Origin of the sequence: Selenomonas sp. F0473 (assembly GCF_000315545.1) — a bacterium.
Lineage (GTDB): Bacteria > Bacillota > Negativicutes > Selenomonadales > Selenomonadaceae > Centipeda.
The window spans coordinates 1,164,336-1,185,045 of the sequence record NZ_JH992902.1 but is presented as its reverse complement, the minus strand read 5'-3'; the positions used below and the strand labels follow the sequence as shown (position 1 = coordinate 1,185,045).

At 62.1% G+C, this 20,710-nt stretch carries 21 protein-coding genes; 15 read left to right on the top strand and 6 right to left on the bottom strand.

Annotated features, from left to right (window positions below):
- Positions 1-72: 72 nt before the first annotated feature.
- The 5 genes from serC to HMPREF9161_RS05460 form a co-directional block, all read right to left on the bottom strand.
- On the bottom strand, positions 73-1,161 hold the full coding sequence (gene serC / locus HMPREF9161_RS05480; RefSeq protein ID WP_009728693.1) for a 3-phosphoserine/phosphohydroxythreonine transaminase: 1,089 nt from the start codon (positions 1,159-1,161) through the stop codon (positions 73-75).
- Positions 1,162-1,199: 38 nt separating this feature from the next.
- Entirely contained in the window at positions 1,200-2,534 is a 1,335-nt protein-coding gene (locus HMPREF9161_RS05475; protein ID WP_009728692.1) for a hemolysin family protein, read from the bottom strand.
- Between the two features lie 69 nt (positions 2,535-2,603).
- Positions 2,604-4,259 (bottom strand): DUF6056 family protein, encoded by a 1,656-nt coding sequence (locus tag HMPREF9161_RS05470; protein ID WP_009728691.1) that lies wholly within the window; start codon positions 4,257-4,259, stop codon positions 2,604-2,606.
- Complete coding sequence (locus HMPREF9161_RS05465) at positions 4,259-5,224, bottom strand: glycosyltransferase family 2 protein (protein WP_009728690.1); 966 nt, start codon at positions 5,222-5,224, stop codon at positions 4,259-4,261. Before HMPREF9161_RS05465 ends, HMPREF9161_RS05470 begins: the two co-directional genes overlap by 1 nt.
- Positions 5,225-5,232: 8 nt before the next feature.
- Positions 5,233-6,072, bottom strand: coding sequence for a ChbG/HpnK family deacetylase (locus tag HMPREF9161_RS05460; RefSeq protein ID WP_009728689.1), 840 nt, complete (start codon positions 6,070-6,072; stop codon positions 5,233-5,235).
- 190 nt (positions 6,073-6,262) lie between these two features.
- Between HMPREF9161_RS05460 and HMPREF9161_RS05455 the strand changes: the two genes are divergently transcribed.
- Together HMPREF9161_RS05455 and HMPREF9161_RS05450 are read left to right on the top strand one after the other, a co-directional pair.
- On the top strand, positions 6,263-6,439 hold the full coding sequence (locus HMPREF9161_RS05455) for a type II toxin-antitoxin system HicA family toxin (protein WP_009728688.1): 177 nt from the start codon (positions 6,263-6,265) through the stop codon (positions 6,437-6,439).
- A gap of 17 nt (positions 6,440-6,456) precedes the next feature.
- Positions 6,457-6,834, top strand: coding sequence for a type II toxin-antitoxin system HicB family antitoxin (locus HMPREF9161_RS05450; RefSeq protein WP_009728687.1), 378 nt, complete (start codon positions 6,457-6,459; stop codon positions 6,832-6,834).
- A 78-nt stretch (positions 6,835-6,912) separates the two neighbouring features.
- On the opposite strand, the gene HMPREF9161_RS05445 is transcribed toward HMPREF9161_RS05450, so the two are convergent.
- Entirely contained in the window at positions 6,913-7,515 is a 603-nt protein-coding gene (locus tag HMPREF9161_RS05445) for a BsuPI-related putative proteinase inhibitor (protein ID WP_009728686.1), read from the bottom strand.
- Between the two features lie 308 nt (positions 7,516-7,823).
- Between HMPREF9161_RS05445 and HMPREF9161_RS05440 the strand changes: the two genes are divergently transcribed.
- The 13 genes from HMPREF9161_RS05440 to rpoD (HMPREF9161_RS05380) all read left to right on the top strand — a co-directional run bounded on the left by HMPREF9161_RS05440 (position 7,824) and on the right by rpoD (HMPREF9161_RS05380) (position 20,599).
- Positions 7,824-8,612 carry a molybdopterin-binding protein gene (locus tag HMPREF9161_RS05440; RefSeq protein ID WP_009728685.1) on the top strand — a complete coding sequence of 263 codons (789 nt, stop codon included), beginning with the start codon at positions 7,824-7,826 and terminating at the stop codon, positions 8,610-8,612.
- A complete protein-coding gene (locus tag HMPREF9161_RS05435) occupies positions 8,613-9,947 on the top strand; it encodes a GDSL-type esterase/lipase family protein (RefSeq protein ID WP_009728684.1) in 1,335 nt (444 codons plus the stop codon).
- A 21-nt stretch (positions 9,948-9,968) separates the two neighbouring features.
- On the top strand, positions 9,969-10,682 hold the full coding sequence (locus HMPREF9161_RS05430; protein WP_009728683.1) for a hypothetical protein: 714 nt from the start codon (positions 9,969-9,971) through the stop codon (positions 10,680-10,682).
- A 20-nt stretch (positions 10,683-10,702) separates the two neighbouring features.
- On the top strand, positions 10,703-11,098 hold the full coding sequence (locus tag HMPREF9161_RS05425) for a bacteriohemerythrin (RefSeq protein ID WP_009728682.1): 396 nt from the start codon (positions 10,703-10,705) through the stop codon (positions 11,096-11,098).
- 646 nt (positions 11,099-11,744) lie between these two features.
- Positions 11,745-12,044: a hypothetical protein gene (locus HMPREF9161_RS05420; protein ID WP_009728681.1), complete on the top strand. Its 300-nt coding sequence runs from the start codon at positions 11,745-11,747 to the stop codon at positions 12,042-12,044.
- Between the two features lie 263 nt (positions 12,045-12,307).
- Complete coding sequence (locus tag HMPREF9161_RS05415) at positions 12,308-13,585, top strand: SLC13 family permease (protein ID WP_009728680.1); 1,278 nt, start codon at positions 12,308-12,310, stop codon at positions 13,583-13,585.
- Positions 13,586-13,704: 119 nt separating this feature from the next.
- A complete protein-coding gene (locus HMPREF9161_RS05410) occupies positions 13,705-14,283 on the top strand; it encodes a nucleoside triphosphate pyrophosphatase (protein ID WP_009728679.1) in 579 nt (192 codons plus the stop codon).
- A complete protein-coding gene (gene radC, locus HMPREF9161_RS05405; RefSeq protein WP_009728678.1) occupies positions 14,270-14,947 on the top strand; it encodes a DNA repair protein RadC in 678 nt (225 codons plus the stop codon). Before HMPREF9161_RS05410 ends, radC begins: the two co-directional genes overlap by 14 nt.
- 103 nt (positions 14,948-15,050) lie before the next feature.
- Entirely contained in the window at positions 15,051-15,434 is a 384-nt protein-coding gene (locus HMPREF9161_RS05400; protein ID WP_198002156.1) for a universal stress protein, read from the top strand.
- A gap of 8 nt (positions 15,435-15,442) precedes the next feature.
- Entirely contained in the window at positions 15,443-16,450 is a 1,008-nt protein-coding gene (locus tag HMPREF9161_RS05395) for a deoxyguanosinetriphosphate triphosphohydrolase (protein ID WP_009728676.1), read from the top strand.
- 11 nt (positions 16,451-16,461) lie between these two features.
- A complete protein-coding gene (gene dnaG / locus HMPREF9161_RS05390; RefSeq protein WP_009728675.1) occupies positions 16,462-18,240 on the top strand; it encodes a DNA primase in 1,779 nt (592 codons plus the stop codon).
- Positions 18,241-18,315: 75 nt separating this feature from the next.
- Positions 18,316-19,452, top strand: a complete 1,137-nt coding sequence (gene rpoD / locus HMPREF9161_RS05385; RefSeq protein ID WP_009728674.1) for an RNA polymerase sigma factor RpoD — start codon at positions 18,316-18,318, stop codon at positions 19,450-19,452.
- Positions 19,453-19,483: 31 nt separating this feature from the next.
- Positions 19,484-20,599 carry an RNA polymerase sigma factor RpoD gene (gene rpoD / locus HMPREF9161_RS05380; RefSeq protein ID WP_009728673.1) on the top strand — a complete coding sequence of 372 codons (1,116 nt, stop codon included), beginning with the start codon at positions 19,484-19,486 and terminating at the stop codon, positions 20,597-20,599.
- Positions 20,600-20,710 lie beyond the last annotated feature (111 nt).

The following is a 20,710-nucleotide window of genomic DNA, read 5'->3' as shown; positions in this document are numbered from 1 at the left end:
TAAGGATATTCTATCAGAAAAAGGGATATATATCAATCAATATGTCGGTAAATAAATCGACATATTGATGGCTTACCGATTCGCCCTGCGGAATTCGTCCATAAACGCCGCGAGTTTCTCCACACCCGCGAGGGGCATGGCGTTGTAGATAGAGGCGCGCATGCCGCCGACGCTGCGGTGCCCTTTGATGCCGGAGAGACCGCGTTCCTTTGCTTCGGCGACAAATTTTTGCTCGAGCGCCGCATCCCTCAGCCGGAACGTGATGTTCATGCGCGAGCGGCTGCCCTCTGCCGCATGCCCGCAGTAGAACCCGTCGGAACTGTCGACGGCGCCGTAGAGGAGCGCCGCCTTCTCCGCGTTGCGTTTGCCCATTGCCGCAAGCCCGCCCTGCGCCTTGATCCACGCGGCGACCTTGCCGACCATATAGATCGCGAAGACGGGAGGCGTGTTGTAGAGCGAATCGTTCTTTTGGAACGTGCTGTAGCGCAGCATCGTCGGGAGCTCCGCGGGGCTCTTTTCGAGCAGTGATTTTTTCGCAACGTTCAGAACGACGCCCGCAGGTCCGAGATTTTTCTGCACGCCCGCGTAGATGAAGTCGTAGCTGCCGAAATCCCACGGCCGCGAGAGGATGTCGGAGGACATATCTGCGAAGAGCGGAACGCCGTTTGTTTTCGGCGTATAGCCGTACTCCGTGCCGTAGATCGTATTGTTGAGGCAGATGTGGAGATAGGCGGCATGCGGCGCGATGTGCAGTTCCTCCTGCGCGGGCACGCGCGCGTAGTCCTCCTCCTTGGTCGAGGCGGCGACGGTGCCGACGCCGAGGTGTGCGGCCTCGGCGTAGGCCTTCTCTGAGAACGAGCCGGAGAGCGCATAGCTGCCCGGGTGCTCCTCCGAGGCGAAATTCAGCGGGATCAGCGCGAACGTCTGGCTTGCCCCGCCCGCTGTAAAGACGACGTCGTAGTCGTCGCCGAGCCCCATCAGTTCTTTGATATCCGCTTTCGCCCAGCGGTGCACCTCTTCGTAGGCGGGCGCACGGTGGCTGATCTCAAGGATGGACATGCCCGTGCCGCGGAAATTCAGCAGTTCCGACTGCACCTCTTTCAGCACCTCTTCGGGCAGGACGGCGGGGCCGGGGTTAAAGTTATAAATGCGTTCGTTCAAAAGTCTTCCTCCTCATATGTATGCCGCGTGCGCGTGAATTACTCCTCGCTTTTTGCGTCGTTCTCCTCCTCCGGCTCCGCACGCGTCATGCGAATCTGCGCGACGCGCGCGCGGTCCATCTGCCGCACCTCGAATGTGAATCCGTTCCATGTGCATGTCTCGCCGACCGCCGGGATGCGCCCCATCTGCGCGGTCACAAAGCCGCCGAGGGTCTGAAAATGGTCGTGATCCTCGTCCGGCAGTTCGTCAATGCCGAACTCCTCCTTGAACTCGTCGACGGGGTAGAGGCCGTCAAAGACCCAGTTCGTCGCCTCCTCGGCGCTCATGCGGGCCCCCGTGGGCGCGTCGTCATCCTCGCTGCCGATGATCTCCTCCATGATGTCGCCCATCGTGATGAAGCCGACCACGCCGCCGTACTCGTCGAGCACGACCGCCTCGTGGATGTCTCCGCTGCGGAACTTCTCGAGCACGCGCAGCCCCTCCATCGTGCGCGGCACGAAGAGGGGCTTTTTGATGTAGTCCGTCAGCTCGATCTGCCGGCCGTCCAGCGCCGCGTCGAGGAGCTCCTTGGCGTAGATGACCCCGCGGAAATCGTCGAGGTTCTCGTAGGCGACGGGGAACACGTCGTGCGACGTTTCGCGGATGACGCGCATCTGCACGCGGCGGGACTCGGCGAGGTCGATCCACGCGATGCGCGTGCGCGGCGTCATGAGCGCGGACGCGGTCTGGTCGCTCATGTGGAAAATGCGGTCGACCATGTCCTGCTCGGCTTTTTCGAATGTGCCGTCCTCCGTGCCCTGCTCCATGAGATCCTTCACCGCATCCTCCGTGGCGGCGGCGCGGTTCTGCGGGCTGATGCCGAAGAGGAGGAGCAGGCCGCGCGAGACCGAGACGAGGGCCGCGCTCGGGAGCGACGTGAGGCGCGTCAGGATGCGGATGCTCCGGTGGCTGCGCAGGAGGATATCCTCGGGGCGGCGCAGGGCGATCTCCTTCGGCAGGAAATCGCCGAAAAGCAGCGTCAGCGCCGTCATGACGAGGATGCTGAGCAGCAGCGCCGCGGCAAAGACCTCCATGCCCGGCATCAGACGGGCGAGGAAGCGGCCGAATGCGGGCGCGACAAGAAGTCCCATGCCGAGTCCGATGAGGAGGCTCATGCAGGTGACGCCCGCCTGCGCCATCGCAACGGACTTCTCGGGATGTTCGAGCAGCGCGAGCGCGGCGGCGGCATCGTGACTGCCGTCGAGCGAGAGTTTTTCGAGCCTGCCGCGGTGCGAGGCGGTCAGCGCCGTTTCAATCTGCGAGAAATAGGCGTTTGCCGCGAGGCAGACGATGAGCAGGACGAGACATATGAGGTCCGAAGCGGAACTGTCCAAGAGAGAACCAACCCCTTTGATCGAGAAGAAATACCGTCGAATATATTGTAGCATAGGGGCGGGGAAATGTCATTTTCCGCCCACAAGGATTTCCTGTACGCCGTAGTACTCTTCCGCGCCGTCCCGCGTGACGCCGTTGTACCAGTCCTCGTAATACACATGGCGGAGCGCGCGGTTCGTATGCTCGATGGGCGGCAGATTGACGACCGCATCGCCGCGCGCGGCGGCCTCTTTGATCAGAGCGACGCGCACGGCGTCCGCATCCGCGGTTTCGTTCATAATCAAGAGAGCGGGAACCGCGGTAGAGGCAAAGAGGAGCAGCGCCGCTGCCCCGCATATGGCGCGCGCAGCCGGCGCGCGCAGGGCGGTCCGTACGGGAGGATCGTGAAGGACGGCGAGCGCCGCCGTCACGAACATCGCCGCCGCGCCGAATGTCGCCCGCCCGGGGAAAGTCGGCGCCGCGAGCATGACGAGATTATCGCAGACGGCGAGAACCGCCAGAAAGAGCGCATAACGCGCGGCGGGGAAAGCGCACAACGCCTCCGCCGCGGGGACACGCGCCGCCGCGGCGCGAATCGAGGCGGCGGACAGCCCGAGCGTCTGCTTGATCCGCGCGTAAAAGACCAGGAGCGTGCACCAGTAGATCGCCGCCTCTTCGAATCCGTTCATCACATTCGTGAAGAGACGGATCGTCTTCGGGCGATCGATGCCGAGCGGCGGCATGACATGGAATACGATCGCGTCACGGATCGTCTGCGCGACGAAACCCGAGGTCATATGCGAGAAGACGAGCAGCAGGAGCGCGGCGATGAGGACGAACGTACCGATGCCCGGCCGTACCGTTTCTCCCGCGGGCAGTCCCGCACATGCGCGCCGATAGAGCCGCCATGCCGTAAGCAGGATGAGGAGAACGGGGAGCAGATAGAGCGCCATCTCGCCCTGTCCCGCGAGCTGATTGCCGATGTGGAGCAGAATGCCTTTCCCCGTTCCCTGCTCACCGTAGCGGGCGAAATTCCCGGGCGCCGCGACGAGCCCGATGAGACCGACCAGCGCGCCGAGCGTACCCGCCGGCATCCATAGGGGAAGCGTTTTGTACGCCTTCTTGATATAAAAGGAGACGCCCGCCGCCGCGAGCACCACGGTTACGGCGAGATTTTCAACCGACCAGCCCGCGCAGATGCCGAGCAGGAACATCGAGAGCGGCCCGCCCGGAACGCGCGGGCGGCGCCCGTCGGCACACGCGCGCAGACCGAGATTGTACGGCAGGAGGAAGAGAAATGCCGGCACGGCCGACCACAGGTAGACCGTCGAGCCGCTCTTCCAGACCGCAACCTCGCCGAAATGCGGCAGCGCCAGCCAAAGCAGAATGCCCGCCGCGGCGAGGAGCCCCGGGGCCCGCCAAAAGAAAGGATCGCGCCGCGCGTGCATCGTGAGCAGGACGGCGAGGGCGAGGAACATGAGGGCGTTCGCAATGTCAAAAAGCCCCTTTCCAAGCCACAGAAAGAGAATCAGTGCGCATACCGTCAGCATCCGCCCGCCGTGCAGGAAGTAATGCCGGTACGCCGAATCAAACACATCGCCGAGGGAGGCGATGTGGATGCCCGTCTTCCATATCATCGAATAGTCGTAGTCGTCGCGGTGGATCGGCATGAGATGATTGAGCGCCAGCATAAAACCGAAGATCCCGCATGCGATCAGTACCGTCTCCAGGACGTTTCGCCGCATTACTCCGCCTCCCTGCGCCGCGGCGCGTAGTCAAATTTTTCCCCGTCCCGCTCGTCGATGAGGTAGCACGGGCGCCGCTTGCTCTCCGTGAAGACGCGGCCGAGATACTCGCCGATGATGCCGAGCGAGAGGAGCTGCACCCCGCCGAGGAAGAGCAGCACCGTCATGAGCGTCGGGTAGCCCGCCACCGGGTCGCCGTAGACCAGCGCGTCCGCGAGCACGATCACCATGTAGCCGAGGGCGAGCGCCGAGACGAGGAGCCCGAGCACCGTCGTCAGGCGCAGGGGCGCCGTCGTAAAGGAAGTGATTCCCTCCACCGCGAGCGAGAGCAGGGAAAGGTAACTCCACGTCGTATGCCCCGCCGCGCGCGGCCGCACCTCAAACGGGAGTTCCTTCTTCTTGAACCCCACCCATGTGAACAGACCCTTCGTAAAGCGCTGATTCTCGCGCAGGAGGCGGAGCGCCGACACGCAGCGCCGATCCAGCAGACGAAAATCGCCCACGTCGCGCTGCAGGCCGAATCGGCTGACCGCCCGCATCGAGCGGTAAAAGAGGCGCGCCATCGTCCGCTTGAGAAGCGGTTCGTCGTTCCGATCGATGCGCTTCGCGCACACATCGTCAAAACCCGCGCGCCAGTGCGCGACCATCTCCGGGATGAGCGCAGGCGGGTGCTGCAGATCCGCGTCCATGAGGATGACCGCGTCGCCCTCGGCGTAGTCGAGCCCCGCCATCATCGCGGCCTCCTTGCCGAAATTGCGCGTAAAACTTATATAGCGGACCGTCGCGTCGCTCTGCGCAAGCGTACGAATGACGTCAAGCGTCTCGTCGCGGCTCCCGTCGTCGATGAAGAGGAATGAAAAGGCGCAGCCTTCGATTTTTTCGACGGCCGCCCGCACCTCGCCGTAGAAGCGGGGGAGAACCTCCGCCTCGTTATAGCAGGGAACAATGATCGTAATGTGCCGCATGTTCCCCCCTAAACGCCGAGCGCGCGGAAATTTACGGGCTCCGCGTCTGCAAGCGCCGCGCGCACCTCGGGGGCGCAGACGGCATGCAGTTCCGCCTCGAAATCATGATCCCAGCGGCAGTCCGGGATCAGCACGGCGTTGTCCGTACCGGGATGTACCATAACCTCCGTCGTTCCCTCCCCGAGCGATGCGGCGATTCCGCAGAGTGCCGCCGTATCGACCGCCTCGCCCGCAACGATGCCGGCAAACCGGTCGGGCGTGCGGATGCCGCACCGCCGCGCCTTTGCCGCCGCGCGGCGGGCGAGCACAGAAAGCCCCACGCGCCCCACGAGCTGCCCGATGCCGCCGAAATGCCCCGCAAAGATCGGCGCGCGCGGCGCGCGCATCGCGGGAATACCCGCCGCGGCGCAGAGGTCGAGCACAACGTCGATCACACCCGGCAGGACATGCATATGCTGATGGCTGTCCGCATGCGTCGGCCGGATGCCCGCCGCCTCCACGCGCCGCAGCTGTGCCGCCAGTTCCGCGCGCACCTCGTCCAAATTGATCTGCCCGCGCAGGAGCCGCACGGCGAACAGCGTATGATTGTCGCAGAAGACGCCCTCCTCTGTCACGAGCGAGGGAATCTCCGCGGCCGGCAGGACGGGATTGCCGTTGACGAGCGTCAGATGAACGCCCACGCCGAGCGCGGGCGTCCGGCGCGCGAGCTCCGCCGCATCGTCAAACGCCGCGCCGCCCGCCATCACCGTCGCCGAGCGCAGCACGCCGCTCTGTACGCCGCATTCTACCGCGCGGTTGATGAGCGCGTGCCGCCCAAAATCATCCGCGTTGACAATCATCCGTTTCAAGTTCCAAAACTCCTGCCGTTTCTACTGCGCTGCCAAAAAATTATTGCCCTTTATTATATCGCAGACCGCCGCCGACGTCCAGCCGCTCCACAGTATTGATAGAGAAGAACTTGCCCCGGGGGATTGCAGCAGTGTCCTTTACAGACACGTATATACGTGCTATACTGTGCTTGTACGAGAGGTGTATGCAATGCGGGATAAAGATTTGCTGAAACTTCTGCTGGAAAACGGATGGCAGGAAGTTCACATCAAAGGCAGCCATCATAAACTGCGAAAAGGAACCCAAACAGAGATTATCCCCGTGCACGGCGCGGATATTCCGAGCGGCCTGCTGAGTGCGATTCTAAAACGCACGGGACTGAAATAACGAAACGGAGGAAAGAGATGCGGTACATATACCCCGCCATTATTCACGAAGACCCCGACGGCCTGTGGCTCGAGTTCCCCGACCTGCCTGGTTGTCAAGCGTTCAACGATACGCTTGACGCGCTCCTCTCCGACGCCGCAGAGGCGCTTGAATGCGAGATCGTCGAATCGCTCGCGCATGGGGATACGCTCCCCGTGCCGCGTCCGATGGCGTCGATTCCCGCAACCGACACATCGTACCCTACGCTGATTCGCATTGATGCGGATCTGGCGAAAAACACGCGCTCCGTCAAGAAGACGCTGACCATTCCCGCGTGGCTCAACGATAGGGCGCTCGCGCGGGGCGTCAACTTCTCAAAGGTCCTGCAAGAGGCGCTCGTCGCTAAAGTCGTTTAACGTGCCGCTTAAAGCCGCTCCGCATGGAGCGGCTTTTTCTATGTCGCTCCTCCCGCTATTTTCTCGAATGATTCGCGGTTACCAGCGCGTCCATCCGCCGCTGCCGAAGATGATATCGCCGTGAATCCACGGGCCGCGGCGCCCGCTCCCAGACGTCGTGTCCGGCACCTCCGCCGAGACGTAGACGCCCGTATCCGTCAGCCCCGCGACGGCGAGCACCGCCCTGTCGCGGAGCTCCCGATACGCCTTGCGGTCAATCTCCGCCGTATATTCCTGCGACGCGCCCGGCTCGAGCGAAAACGTTTGGAACGCCTGCGTAAAAGCCATCGTGTCCGACCAGCGCCAAATCTCTTTGCCCTTTGCGTCCAGCAGCGCGAAGTCGTAGTCCTGCCCCGTCGGGTGCTCCACCATGTAGAGGCTTTCTCCGTCGTTGTGCACCTTGAGCTTCAGCAGCAGACGGCCGCCCTTCTCTTCCACCGTCAGCTCCTGCGCGACATCCCCAACGCGCACCCCCGCATAGGACGCGCGCTGCGCGGACGGCACGCTGCGATGTCCCGTAGGAAACGTGATGCCGATGCCGCCGCCGATGCCGGCCTCCGCCGCATGCAGCGGGAAGAGCGCGGGGAGCACGAACGCCGCCGGGAGCAGGGCGGCACAAATTCGTTTCGGTGTTATTTTCATGGGAAAGTCCTTTCTGCGACAAAAGTAGAGAATACTATAAAATAAATTCGACGAAAAAGGGGGATTTACCTTTTTGAAAGCAGGTATGCAAAAAGACGATAATAACGTTTCACTGCGAGGTATACTAAATATCGCAGGTCGGCAATTTGAGGTGCGGTTTTGCCTATGAAAAAATATAAATACGCCTTCTTGCAGATATATAAATATCATATTTGTCCTAATTGCACCATCCAATAGGCTTGTATACGTATCTCCAATATAGTAAAATAACGTGGAATTAATTGACAGGAAGATTAGGGGGGCGGCACATGGTCGTTGAAATCATCAGCGTGGGGACGGAGCTCCTCATGGGGAGCATTACGAATACGAATGCGCGGCACATTGCGCGGCGCCTCGCGCACATGGGGCTGGACTCGTACTATCAGACGGTGGTCGGGGACAACCCCGAACGATTGAGAGCCGCGCTCGATATCGCGTTCTCGCGCGGGGACTGTGTGATCACGACGGGCGGTCTCGGTCCGACGAAGGACGATCTGACGAAGGAGATGCTGATCTCCTATTTCGGATGCAGTCCCGTGGAGGACGCCGAGGCGCTGCGGCGTCTCGAGGAGCGTGCCGCACGGCGCGGCGTTCCGCTCACCGAGAGCATGCGCAAGCAGGCGACGGTGCCGGCGGGGGCGCTCGTGCTCCAAAACAACAATGGAACGGCGCCCGGCGTCGTCATCGAGAAGGACGGCCGCGCGTGCATCATGCTCCCGGGGCCGCCGAAAGAGATGATTCCGATGTTCGACGAGGCGTGCGAGCGGTTCCTGCGGGCAAAGAGCGATAAGGTATTCGTTTCGATGAATTTGAAACTCTATACGATGGCGGAGAAGGGCCTGCCCGTTGGGGAGTCGCCCGTTGCCGATCGGCTCGGCGCCCTTGTGGACGGGGAGAACCCGACGGTCGCGACCTATGCGAAGGAGGACGGCGTGCTCGTACGCGTGACGGCCGCGGCGCCGACACGGGAGGAGGGGCGCGCGCTGCTTGCTCCCGTCGTTGCCGCCGCAAAGGATGCCATCGGCGCAGAATACGTCAAATATGTGGAAGAGGATTAAATGGGATTTGGGATGCTGCGGCAGAGCGTGTGTGCGCTCCTCGCCGTTTTTGTTCTATGCGGCGGCGCGGGGGCGGACGCGGCGATGAAGGCGGTACCGCGCGGCACTTCGCATCATGCGAGCGGCGGATTAGAGGGGAAGATCGCCTCGGAACTCCTGCGCTGGGCGCCGGTCCCGGGCGCGGTGCGCTATGCGGTGCGGCTCAAGAGCGGCGTTCGGGATGCGGACATGAAGCAGATCGCGCTGTTTTCGTATATCTACACGACGGGCGTCGTCGTACCGCTCGCGGGCTATGGCGATCCGGCAGGCCTCTATTGGACGGTCCAGCCGCTCGGCTATGACGGTACGCCGCTCGCCCGGGAGGGGGAGCCGCGGCCGATCCTATGGGAGCAGGAGAATCCGACCGCACCCGTGCTTACGACAGAGTTTGACGACATGGCGTATGCGCCGCTCTACCCCGTCTACTCGTGGATCCCGCTGCCGGGCATGAAGCATCACGAGGTGGAGGTCTATCGGCGCGAGGGGACGCGCGATATCTACGTAAATACGCTGCGCGGCGGAGAGTACGATGTCTATGACGATCTCGCCTATCGCGCGCCGGGGCACTATATCTTCCGCGTGCGCGCCGTGACGGCGGGCGGCGCGCCGCTCTCGGACTGGTCGGGCTACGGTTCGTTCGATGTGACGGGGACGACGACGGTTGCGGCGCTCGGCGACAGCGTCACACACGGCGGCGGCGCGATCACCCTGCCGCCCTCCTACACGCTCTACGACTGGGAGACATACTGCGCCGTTCCCGTAAAAAACCTCGGCAGGAGCGGCGATACGACGGCCGACATGCTCGCGCGGTTCGACAGCGATGTGCTCCCCTTTGCGCCGCATGTGCTGATCATCATGGGCGGCGTGAACGACTACCGCTCCGGTATCTACGGCGCGGAGAGCGTGCGCAATCTCGCGGCGCTGCGGGACAAATGCGCGGCGCACGGCATCACGCCGATCTTTCTCACCGCGACGCCCATCCGCCCCTCGCTCATACGGGCGCGGATGGACATCGCGCCGCCGCCGTCCGACTGGTGGGCGCACCGGGACTATATCAACAACTGGATCATGCAGCAGGAGTACTGCCTCGACGTTGCGAGCGTACTCTCGGATGCGGACGGGCAGCTTGAGGCGGCATACACGACGGACGGCCTGCACCCCGACCTCATGGGCAAGAAATACATCGGCGAGCGGGTCGACCTCTATTTGCGCACGCATTTTGAATGGGCCGCTTACGAAGCGCTGCGCAATGCGGCGGGCGCGTCCCGGCCCGCGTCGTCTGCCGCGCGGCGATAGGGGCGGAAAAGAGAGGGGCTCATGAAGAAAAAATATCTGCGCGTACTGGCCGGGCTCCTTTTGATCGCCGCTCTTACGGCCGGATTGTTTGAGGGATGGCAATACTGCCAGTATAGGAAAGCGCGGACGTCGGCGTATGCGCTGGAACAGATTGCGGCGGCGCTTACGGCAAAAGATCAGGCGCTCTTTGAGGAGTTTGTCGATGTGGACGGCGTGCTCCTCAGTATGCACAGGAATGCGGCGGGGCTGCTGTCGGAGCATATGAATGCGCTGCATGAACGCTATCCGGACGACTGGTTCTTCCGCCATGATGCGGCGTTTATGCAGCGCTATATGGAGGAACGCCGTGCGCGCGATATTGACGCGGCGCGCCGCATGATCGACTTTTATTTCGACGAGCATCGCATGCCCGTAACGCGCGCGGACGGTGCGGCGCGGTGGGGGGCGGATGAGATGCGCGCCTTTGCGGAGCACTATACGGTCCGAGCAAAGACGTATATGCGTGACGATGCGCTTGAAAGCGGCGGCGCAACCTATACTGCAACCGTTGCGGGCGACGACAGCACATATGGGCGCCTACTGCCGGCCGGGGATTTTTATCTTTTGCTGCGGCGGCAGGAGGACGGGCGGTTCCGGCTTGTTGGCCTCGCGGTGCGCGAAGACGCCGACGCGCACGGTTTTTATCCGCTCGTCGACGCCGTCGAACGCTACTGGGCGCTGCAAGGATGGAACTAATCGATAAGGGAGAGAGGAAAATGAAGTACGAATTCACGGACGACTATTTGACGGGCATTGATTCGATCGATGCCGAGCATCGGCGGCTGTTCGATCTCACGAACGAATGCTACGAGCTCGTCATGGAGGATGCGGCGGAGGATAAATACGACAAGATCGTGGAGCTTCTCAACGAGCTGCGCGCGTATGCCGCGACGCATTTCGCGAACGAAGAAGCGTATATGGAAAAGATTAACTATGACAAGCGCTTCAGCGAGCGCTATCAGCATCTGCGCTTCATCCAAAAACTCGACAGCCTCGCCCTCGACGATATCGACGAGAACCAGCAGGAAGAGCTGCTGAAGATTTTGGATTTTTTGGCGCGGTGGCTGACGGGGCATATTAAGAATATGGATTGCCGAATCCCAAAGGCGTGACGCGGGATATTTGCGCCTAACTGCGTCATATCGAAAAATATTGCAGTCGACGCAGCGCTGCTGCTGCGACTCCTTTATATTTTTCTCATTCCTTGTTATGCATCAAATCTTCCGCGTCACTTACGTTACGGCTGTGGGGCGCGGGATTTTGGCGTCTAGCTTCGTTATACGCCCTTTACTGCGCTCGACGCAGATCTTACGCCTTCGCTTGTATTCTCCTCATGCCTGGCTGTACATCCAGGCTTGCACGTCACTCAGGCTACGGCGTGACACGTGATTTTGCTGCGCGGCGTCAAGATCGCGCGTCACACAACAAAAACACCCCGCAATGAGCAGCTGCGGGGTGTTTTTGCTGTGTATTATATTTTAGGAGAGCTTTGGAAAACCATGATCCGTCCGCGGAACACGGTTTCTAACGAAAGCCTATATATACTATAGCACTTAAGATAATGAAAATCAATACCCAATCAAAAAATATTTTCATAAAATTTTCATTCGAAATGGGGAGAATATCCTAAAAATAGGAAGAAAGAACTATATTCAATTACCGGAAAACATTTTATAATAAACATGAGACAAGGGAAGTGTCTCATCCGGAGGGCTTTGCGCTCTCCCCGTATACTCATAAGGAAATGAGGTGGCAGTGATGTCGGTATTATCACACGCATCGGTGCTGGACAACTCGGCGAAACGGATCCAAATCTATGCGATGGTGCGTGCCTCGGCGGCCAATCCCGCCACGGAGGACGCGCTCGTTGCGGGGATGTACGGGCGGCGGCCCGCATACCGGGAGGATATCCGTGAACTGAACGGCATCGGCAGTAATGCCTACAAGCTCGACATCGAAGCGCTCGCCCGCTCGCTGAGAATACTCGAGGATGATATTCACAGCGACGCGTCGCGTGAGATCTTCGGCGATCCGTATGCGCTCGAACTGCGCACGTAACGTGCGGCGGCGCTGCGGGCGCGGCGGCAGAGGAGGGCATTCTCTGAACAACAGAATCGTATTGCGAGAGAAAAATACGCGGGTGTGAACGGTGGAGGGACCGGTCCGGCGCGTTTTTTTTCATGTGCAAATGCGGAAAATTATGCGTTGGGAAACTTGTCAGCGCTTCGCGCCTTGTGATAGAATGAACGGAGCCGCGTGCGGATTCGGGCGACCGCGCTGCCCCCGCACACACGACACCCCCGATAAAAGGAGGCGCCCGTATGGATACGCTCGCAGGAATTATTTTTGTCGTCATGTATATGGTGATCGTTTCGGAGAAGATTCACCGCACGGTCGCAGCGATGGTCGGCGCGGTGCTCATGATGCTGCTCGGCATCCTCTCGCAGAAAACGGCGCTGCATCATGTCGATTTTGAGACGCTGGGGCTCCTCGTCGGCATGATGGTGCTCGTCGGCGTGACGAAGGAGACGGGACTATTTGACTACGTGGCGATCCGCGCGGCCAAGGCGGCCAAGGCGGAGCCGCGCCGCATCCTTGTCTATCTCTGCCTCATCACAGCGGTGTTCTCGGCGTTCCTCGACAATGTGACGACGGTGCTTCTCATGGTGCCCGTGACGTTCAGCATCACAAGCATCCTGCGGCTCGACCCGATGCCGTATCTCCTGACGCAGATTATCGCCTCGAATATCGGCGGCACGGCGACGCTCATCGGGGACCCGCCGAACATCATGATCGGCAGCGCGGTCAAGGAGCTGACGTTCGTCATGTTCATCGAGCATCTCGCGCCGATCGCGATCATCTGTATGATCACCGTGCTCTTCATCATGGAGCGCATCTATCATAAAGACCTCGTGACGACGCCCGAGCGCCGGGAAAAACTGATGCGCATGGATGAAAAGACGGCGATCCGGGACCATGCGCTCTTAAAGCGCTCCCTCTTCGTCCTCGGGCTGACGATTCTCGGCTTTTTTACGCACTCCTTCACGCATATCGAGTCCTCTCTGATCGCTCTCTCGGGCGGTTTCCTTCTGCTGCTCCTGGCGGGCGGGAGCGAGCAGCTCGTCGAAAAGGCGATGCATGCCGTCGAGTGGCCGACAATCTTCTTCTTCATCGGCCTTTTCATCGCCGTGGGCGGTCTCATTGAGGTCGGCATCATCGAGCGCCTTGCCGAGACCGCGGTTTCGGCGACGGGCGGGGATATGACGGCCACCTCGATGCTGATCCTCTGGATGAGCGCGATCGTTTCTTCCGTGCTCGACAATATCCCGTTCGTCGCAACGATGATCCCCCTGATTCAAGGGATGGGGGCGATGGGTATCGATCATCTCGAGCCGCTGTGGTGGTCGCTCGCGCTCGGCGCGTGCCTCGGCGGCAACGGCACGCTTGTGGGCGCGTCCGCGAACCTCATCGTTGCGGGCATGGCGACGGAGCGCGGCGTGCACATCTCGTTCGTCAGATATTTTAAGATCGGCTTTCCCCTGATGATCCTGACGATTCTGCTCTCGACAGCGTATATCTACCTGCGTTATTTACTGTAAAAAAAGGGACAAAATTCCTTGCAGGAAAAAGTCCCCGCGGGGCGAATAGAAAATATAGAAATTTGCGAAATCGCCGAATTTCGGCGGTTTTATTTTTTTCCACGACGCAGGAGGGGCTCATGTTTATTCTTGCATCCGCTTCGCCGCGCAGGCGGGATCTGCTGCGCCAGATCGGCGCGCGCTTTGCCGCCGTGGCGAGCGGGGCCGAGGAGTCGCTGCGGGAGGCGCCGCCGCGCGATGCGGTCGTACACAATGCGCTCGCCAAGGCCGAGGCCGTCGCCGCGGCGTATCCGGAACACGCCGTGCTCGGCGCGGATACGGCGGTGGTGATCGCGGGGAACGTATTCGGCAAGCCGAAGAACCCCGCCGATGCACGGCACATCATTGAGCTTCTCGCCGGGCGCCGGCACGAGGTGTGCACGGGGGTGGCGTGGATCTACCGCGGACGCGCCTATACGGATGTGGCGGTGACCGCGGTACAGTTTGCTCCGATGTCCGCGGCGGAGATTGCGCGTTATATCGCGACGGGAGAACCGATGGGCAAGGCGGGCGGTTATGCCATCCAAGGGAGGGCGGCGATGTACATTGAGGAGATCCATGGTTCGTATTCGAACGTGGTCGGGCTGCCGCTGCAGGCCGTCGCGGCGCTCGCGCGGGAGGCGGGGATCAGCCTTTTCGAGGACGATGCAGCTCCGTGACCTGCCCGCGGGCGAGCTCCCGCGCGAGCGCCTTATCGCAAAGGGCGCGGGGCAGCTCACCGACGCGGAGCTGCTCGCCATCCTTCTGCGGACGGGGCGCCGGGGCGAGCACGTGCTGGACCTCGCCCGCAGGATCATCGCCCGGCTGCCGGAGGGGCGCCTCTCGGAGCTCCTGCGTATGCCGGCCCAGGAACTGGCGCGCATCGACGGGATCGGTCTCACGAAGGCCGCGACAGTGCTCGCGGCGCTCGAACTCGGCGCCAGGGCGCAGCGCCGCGCGCAGGGGCGGCCGCGTGTGGACGAGGCGCGGGCGGTCGCCGACCTCCTCCTGCCGGAGTACCGCAGCGCGCCGCACGAACATTTCATCGTGCTCCCTTTGACGGCAAAGAACGAGATCATCATGGTGGCGGAGGTCTCGAAGGGCACGCTCACCCATACGCTCGTCCACCCGCGCGAGGTCTTCACGCCCGCGATCCGCTGCGCCGCCGCGCATATCATTCTCGTGCACAACCACCCGAGCGGGGATCCGGCGCCGAGCGCCGAAGACCTGCGCATTACGCGCACGCTCGCCGAGGCGGGCAGACTGCTCGGCATCCCCGTGATCGACCACATTGTGCTCGGCGCCGACGGCTACTACAGCTTTGCCGAGCATGATCTGCTCTAGCGCAGGTTTTTTTTCGAGGAGAGAGGATTTCCCGATCCAATCATCGAAATATACTGATAAACCCTATTTATCAATGCAGACGAAGAAACGACTAGGAGGGATTATGATGAGCAAGATCAAGAAGATCCTCGTGCCCGTCGACGGCTCGGTGAGCGGCTGCAAGGCGGTGGACGAGGCGCTGTTCTTCGCGGAGAAATGCGATGCGGAGCTCGATTTCGTCTATGTTGCGAGCAACATCAACAAGGACATTCCGAGCCACATCGTCTTTGACCGCATCTGGGAGAAGATCCCCGCGGGACGCGCCGCGCGCAAGCACGTCAAGACGGGCAATATTGCCAAGACGATCCTTGCGGTTGCGCAGGAAGAGGGCAGCGACATCATCATCATGGGCAGCCGCGGGCTCGGCCTCCTCAAGGGCGTATTGATCGGCAGCGTGAGCCAAAAGGTCATCGAGGAATCCAAGATTCCCGTGATGGTGATCAAGTAGGTGACGTTATGACCGTCCGCGAACGCCTCGAGGCGCAGGAGGACGAGCTGCTGTCGCCGCTCGCCGCGCGCAGCGCCGACGCGCACCGCAGCCGGCCGATGGAGGAGTGTCCGTTCCGTACGAAGTTCCAGCGCGACCGCGACCGCATTCTGCATTCCAAGTCGTTTCGCCGCCTCAAGCACAAGACGCAGGTCTACATCGTCGCGGGCGATCATTACCGCACGCGCATGACGCACAGCCTCGAGGTCGCACAGATCTCGCGCACGATTGCGCGCGGGCTCAGGCTCAACGAGGATCTCACGGAGGCGATCGCGCTCGGACATGACGTCGGTCACACGCCGTTCGGCCATGCGGGCGAGGCGGTGATGGCGGAGATCACGGGACATTTCGCCCACAACGAGCAGAGCCTTCGCATGGTGGAGATACTCGAGCGCGGCGGGCGCGGGCTGAACCTCACGGGCGCCGTGCGAGACGGCATCCTGAACCATACGGGCAAGGGGATGCCTTCCACCTTTGAAGGGCGGATCGTGCGCATTGCCGACCGCATCGCATATCTTTGCCACGACTATGACGACAGCCTGCGCGCGGGGCTGCTGCACGCGAGCGATTTGCCGCGCGAGGTGATCGCGTGTTTCGGCGCGGATGCGTCCGCGATGATCACGCGCATGGTCTCGGATATGATCGTCACGTCCGAGGAACGCGGCGACGCGGCGTTTTCACCCGAGACACAGCGCGTGATGGATATCTTTCGCAGCTTTATGTTCGAGCGCATCTACCATTCCAAGACGCTTGCCCACGAGAGAGCGCAGGCGGGGTTTGTCCTGCGGGCGCTTGTCGCGCATTTTATGAAGCATTTTGACACGCTGCCGCGTGCGTTTGTCGTTCGCGCGGAGCGCTGGGGGACGCAGCAGTGCGTCGTCGACTATGTGGCGGGGCTCACCGACAGCTATGCCGTCGCGCTCTTTCACGAGATCTTTGTGCCGCCCGTCGGCGAGATGAGTATACAACCGATATAGAGGAGTACCGCATGAAAGACCCGAGGATGGAGGCGTTCGTGCAGCAGGTGCGCGCGCAGACCGACATCCTTGCCGTCGTGCAGGGCTATGTTCCTCTGAAGCGCAAGGGCGGACGCTATTGGGGCTGCTGTCCCTTTCATCAGGAAAAAACGCCGTCGTTCTCCGTCGTGCCCGCCGAGGGGTTCTTCTACTGTTTCGGCTGTCACGCGGGGGGCGACGCGTTCAAATTCATATCCCTCATGGAGCATATCACGCCGTTTGAGGCAATCAAGCGGCAGGCGGAGCAGCTCGGCATTCCGATGCCCGAGCGGAAACGCGACGCGCGCGCCGAGGCGCGCCTGCGGGCGCTCGATGATCTGCGGCGCGTGAACGCGCTTGCCCGGGACTTCTTTCATAACTGCCTCACGCGCACGCGCTACGGCGCGGCGGGAAAAGAATACCTCGCGGGACGCGGCGTCGGGGAGGAGACCATCGAACGCTGGGCGCTCGGCTTTGCCCCCGACGCATGGTCGAAACTTTCGGATGCGTTCCAAAAGCGCGGTATTTCCGAAAAACTCCTCGTGGAAGCGGGGCTCTGCTCCGCGCGCGAGCGCAGCGGCGGCGTGTACGACCGGTTCCGCAACCGCGTGATCATCCCGATCGCGGATGAGCGCGGGCGTATCGTCGGCTTCGGGGGACGTGCGCTCGGCGATGCGATGCCGAAATATCTCAATACGGCGGAGACGCCCGTGTTCAACAAGCGGAAGCTCCTCTTCGGCCTTGACCGCGCGCACCGCGCCATCGTGCAGGAGGGCGTCGCGATTGTGGTCGAGGGCTATATGGATGCCATTGCGGTCGCGGAGGCAGGCGTCGCGAACGCGGTCGCTACCCTCGGTACGGCGTTTACCGAGGATCATGCGGCGCTGCTGCTTCGGCGCGCGCCGCGCATTGTGTTCTGCTATGACAGCGACGCGGCGGGGCAGGAGGCGACGCTGCGGGCGCTCGCGGCCGTGCGCGGCCATGCGGCGGAGGTGCGCGTCCTCCTGCTCCCGGACGGGAAGGATCCCGACGAATACATTCGCACGCACGGTGCGGAGGCGTTCCGCAGCGTCGTCGATACCGCCGTGCCCGCGCCGGAATACCGTCTGCGCCACATTGTCGGCGGCATGGCGCGGGGCGTCGACGGGCAGCGCGCGGCGCTTCGCGCGATGCTGCCCGTGCTCGCCGAACTTGACGGCGTGACGCGCGCGGCCTATGTGCGTAAGGCGGCGGCCGCATTCTTCCTCGACGAAGGAGTCGTTGCGGACGCGCTGCAGCAGTTCCTGCGGCGGGGCGGGGCGGCCGCCGCGGCGCCCGCGGCACGGGCCGGCGCCGCGCCGCCCGCCGCGCGCCGCCGGAACGAGGCCGCGGCGCGCGCGGGCCGCGAGCTTGTCGCCGCCGTTTGGCACGATGCCGCCCTGCTCGCGGAGATTGCGGACGCAGTGCCGCTGTCGGAATTTCCGGACGACCTTTTCGGCGATATTCTCCGACGCGCGGCGGCGCATACGGAGGCGGGGGGGACGCTCGACGCGGCGTTTACCGCGGGCCTGGATCCTGCCGCGGCAGCGGAGATCTCGCGCGCGCTTGTGGAGGAGGGGCATACGGAAGAGGCCTACCGGGACGCGCTGCAGACCTTTCGCCGGATGTATCTCGCCGCCCTGCTCGCCCGGCACACGCGGCGCGCGGAAGAAATGATGCAAGAAGGAAAACCGGCATACATTGACGAATTAAACGAAGTGAAGAAAATCCAGGACGAAATTTCCGCCCTTTAAGAACTATAGCGAAGGGACGATAGACATCATACGAGAAACCGATTGTTTTAGAGAGAACCGAAAGGAGGGGACACGATGCAGGCAACGGCGGCGCTGATTGCGCCCGAAGAAGAACGCGGTACGGAGCGCGTTGACGAACTGCTGAGGAGAGGCGCAGAAAAAGGCGGTACGCTGACGTTCAGCGAACTGGCCGAAGCGCTGGGAAACGGCGATATGTCCCCGGATGAGATGGACGATCTGTACCGGCGATTCCAAGACCTCGGCGTCGAGATTGTGGACGATACGGATATGGATGCGCTTGCGGCGGAGGACGGCGCAGACGATGCGGATATCGACAAAGACGAGGAGGCCGGCCTCGAACTCACCGTGCCCGAGGGCGTGAGCCTCGACGATCCCGTCCGTATGTACCTCAAGGAGATCGGGCGCGTGCCCCTTCTCACGGCGGAGGAGGAAGTTGACCTCGCCCGGCGCATGGAGGCGGGCGACGATACCGCGCGGCGGCGGCTCGAGGAGGCAAATCTGCGCCTCGTCGTGAGCATTGCCAAACGCTATGTCGGCCGCGGCATGCTCTTCCTCGACCTCATCCAGGAGGGGAACCTCGGCCTTTTAAAGGCAGTCGAAAAGTTCGACTACAGCAAAGGCTATAAATTCAGCACCTACGCGACATGGTGGATTCGGCAGGCGATTACGCGCGCGATCGCGGATCAGGCGCGGACGATCCGCATCCCTGTGCATATGGTGGAGACGATCAATAAACTCGTTCGCGTTTCGCGGCGGCTCCTGCAGGAACTCGGCCGCGACGCCACGGCCGAAGAGATCGCCAAGGAGATGGGCCTCAGCGTCGCGCGCGTGCGCGAGATCATGAAGGTTGCCCAGGAGCCCGTATCGCTCGAGACGCCGATCGGCGAGGAGGAGGATTCCCACCTCGGCGATTTCATCGAGGACGAGGCGGCTCCGGATCCTGCGGACGCGGCGTCCATGATGCTGCTCAAAGAGCAGATCTCGGAGGTCTTAAACACCCTCGCCCCGCGCGAGGCGGAGGTGCTGCGCCTGCGGTTCGGCCTCGAGGACGGACGCTCGCGCACGCTCGAAGAGGTCGGGCAGAGTTTCGGCGTGACGCGCGAGCGCATCCGTCAGATCGAGGCGAAGGCGCTCCGGAAACTCCGGCATCCCGTGCGGCTGCGTAAATTACAAGGAAATTTTGACTTTTAACGAAACCGGTTTACAGTAGGAGGACAGCGTTATGGCAGAGGGGACGGAGCAAAAAAAGGCGCCGAGCACCGATATCATTGAACGCCTGCTTGCCAAGGGCAAGAAAAACGGCGGTTCGCTGACATACGGCGAACTGATCGACGCACTGCAAAAACAGGATATGTCCCCCGATGAAATGGACGATATGTATCAACGCTTCAACGACGAGGGCGTCGACATTGTCGACAACACGGCGTCGAACGCCGATGAACCCGCGCCCGAGGAGCCCGCGGAGAAGGAGGAAGAGGTCGAGATCGATCTCTCCATCCCCGAGGGCGTGAGCCTCGACGATCCCGTCCGCATGTACCTGAAGGAAATCGGCCATGTGCCCCTCCTCACCGCCGAGGAGGAAGTCGAACTCGCCCGGCAGATGGAGGCGGGCGACGAGGAGGCGCGTCACCGGCTCGAGGAGGCAAACCTGCGCCTCGTCGTGAGCATCGCCAAACGCTACGTCGGCCGCGGCATGCTCTTCCTCGACCTCATCCAGGAGGGGAACCTCGGCCTCCTCAAGGCGGTCGAAAAGTTCGACTACAGCAAAGGCTATAAATTCAGCACCTACGCGACATGGTGGATCCGGCAGGCGATTACGCGCGCGATCGCGGACCAGGCGCGGACGATCCGCATTCCCGTGCATATGGTGGAGACGATCAACAAACTCGTGCGCATCTCCCGCCAGCTTCTCCAGGAACTCGGCCGCGATCCGCGGCCCGAAGAGATTGCCAAAGAGATGAACATCACCGTTGCGCGTGTGCACGAGATCATGAAGATCGCGCAGGAGCCCGTATCGCTCGAGACGCCGATCGGCGAGGAGGAGGACTCCCACCTCGGCGACTTCATCGAGGATGAGGCGGCCCCCGCCCCCGCGGAGGCGGCGTCGTTCATGCTGCTCCGCGAGCAGCTCGAGGAAGTCCTCGAGACCCTCACCGATCGTGAGAAGAACGTCCTGCGCCTGCGGTTCGGCCTCGAGGACGGACGCTCGCGCACGCTCGAAGAGGTCGGACAGAGCTTCGGCGTCACGCGCGAGCGCATCCGTCAGATCGAGGCAAAGGCGCTCCGGAAACTCCGCCACCCGAGCCGCAGCAAAGTCCTGCGGGATTTTTTGGAATAAAAACCCATTGACAAGCGCGTGCCGGAGTGCTACGATGACCGTGCAGGGAATCCTGCGGCATCTGCCCGAAAGAAGTGCTGCGCGATGCTGTCAAAAATTATCATTTCGTTC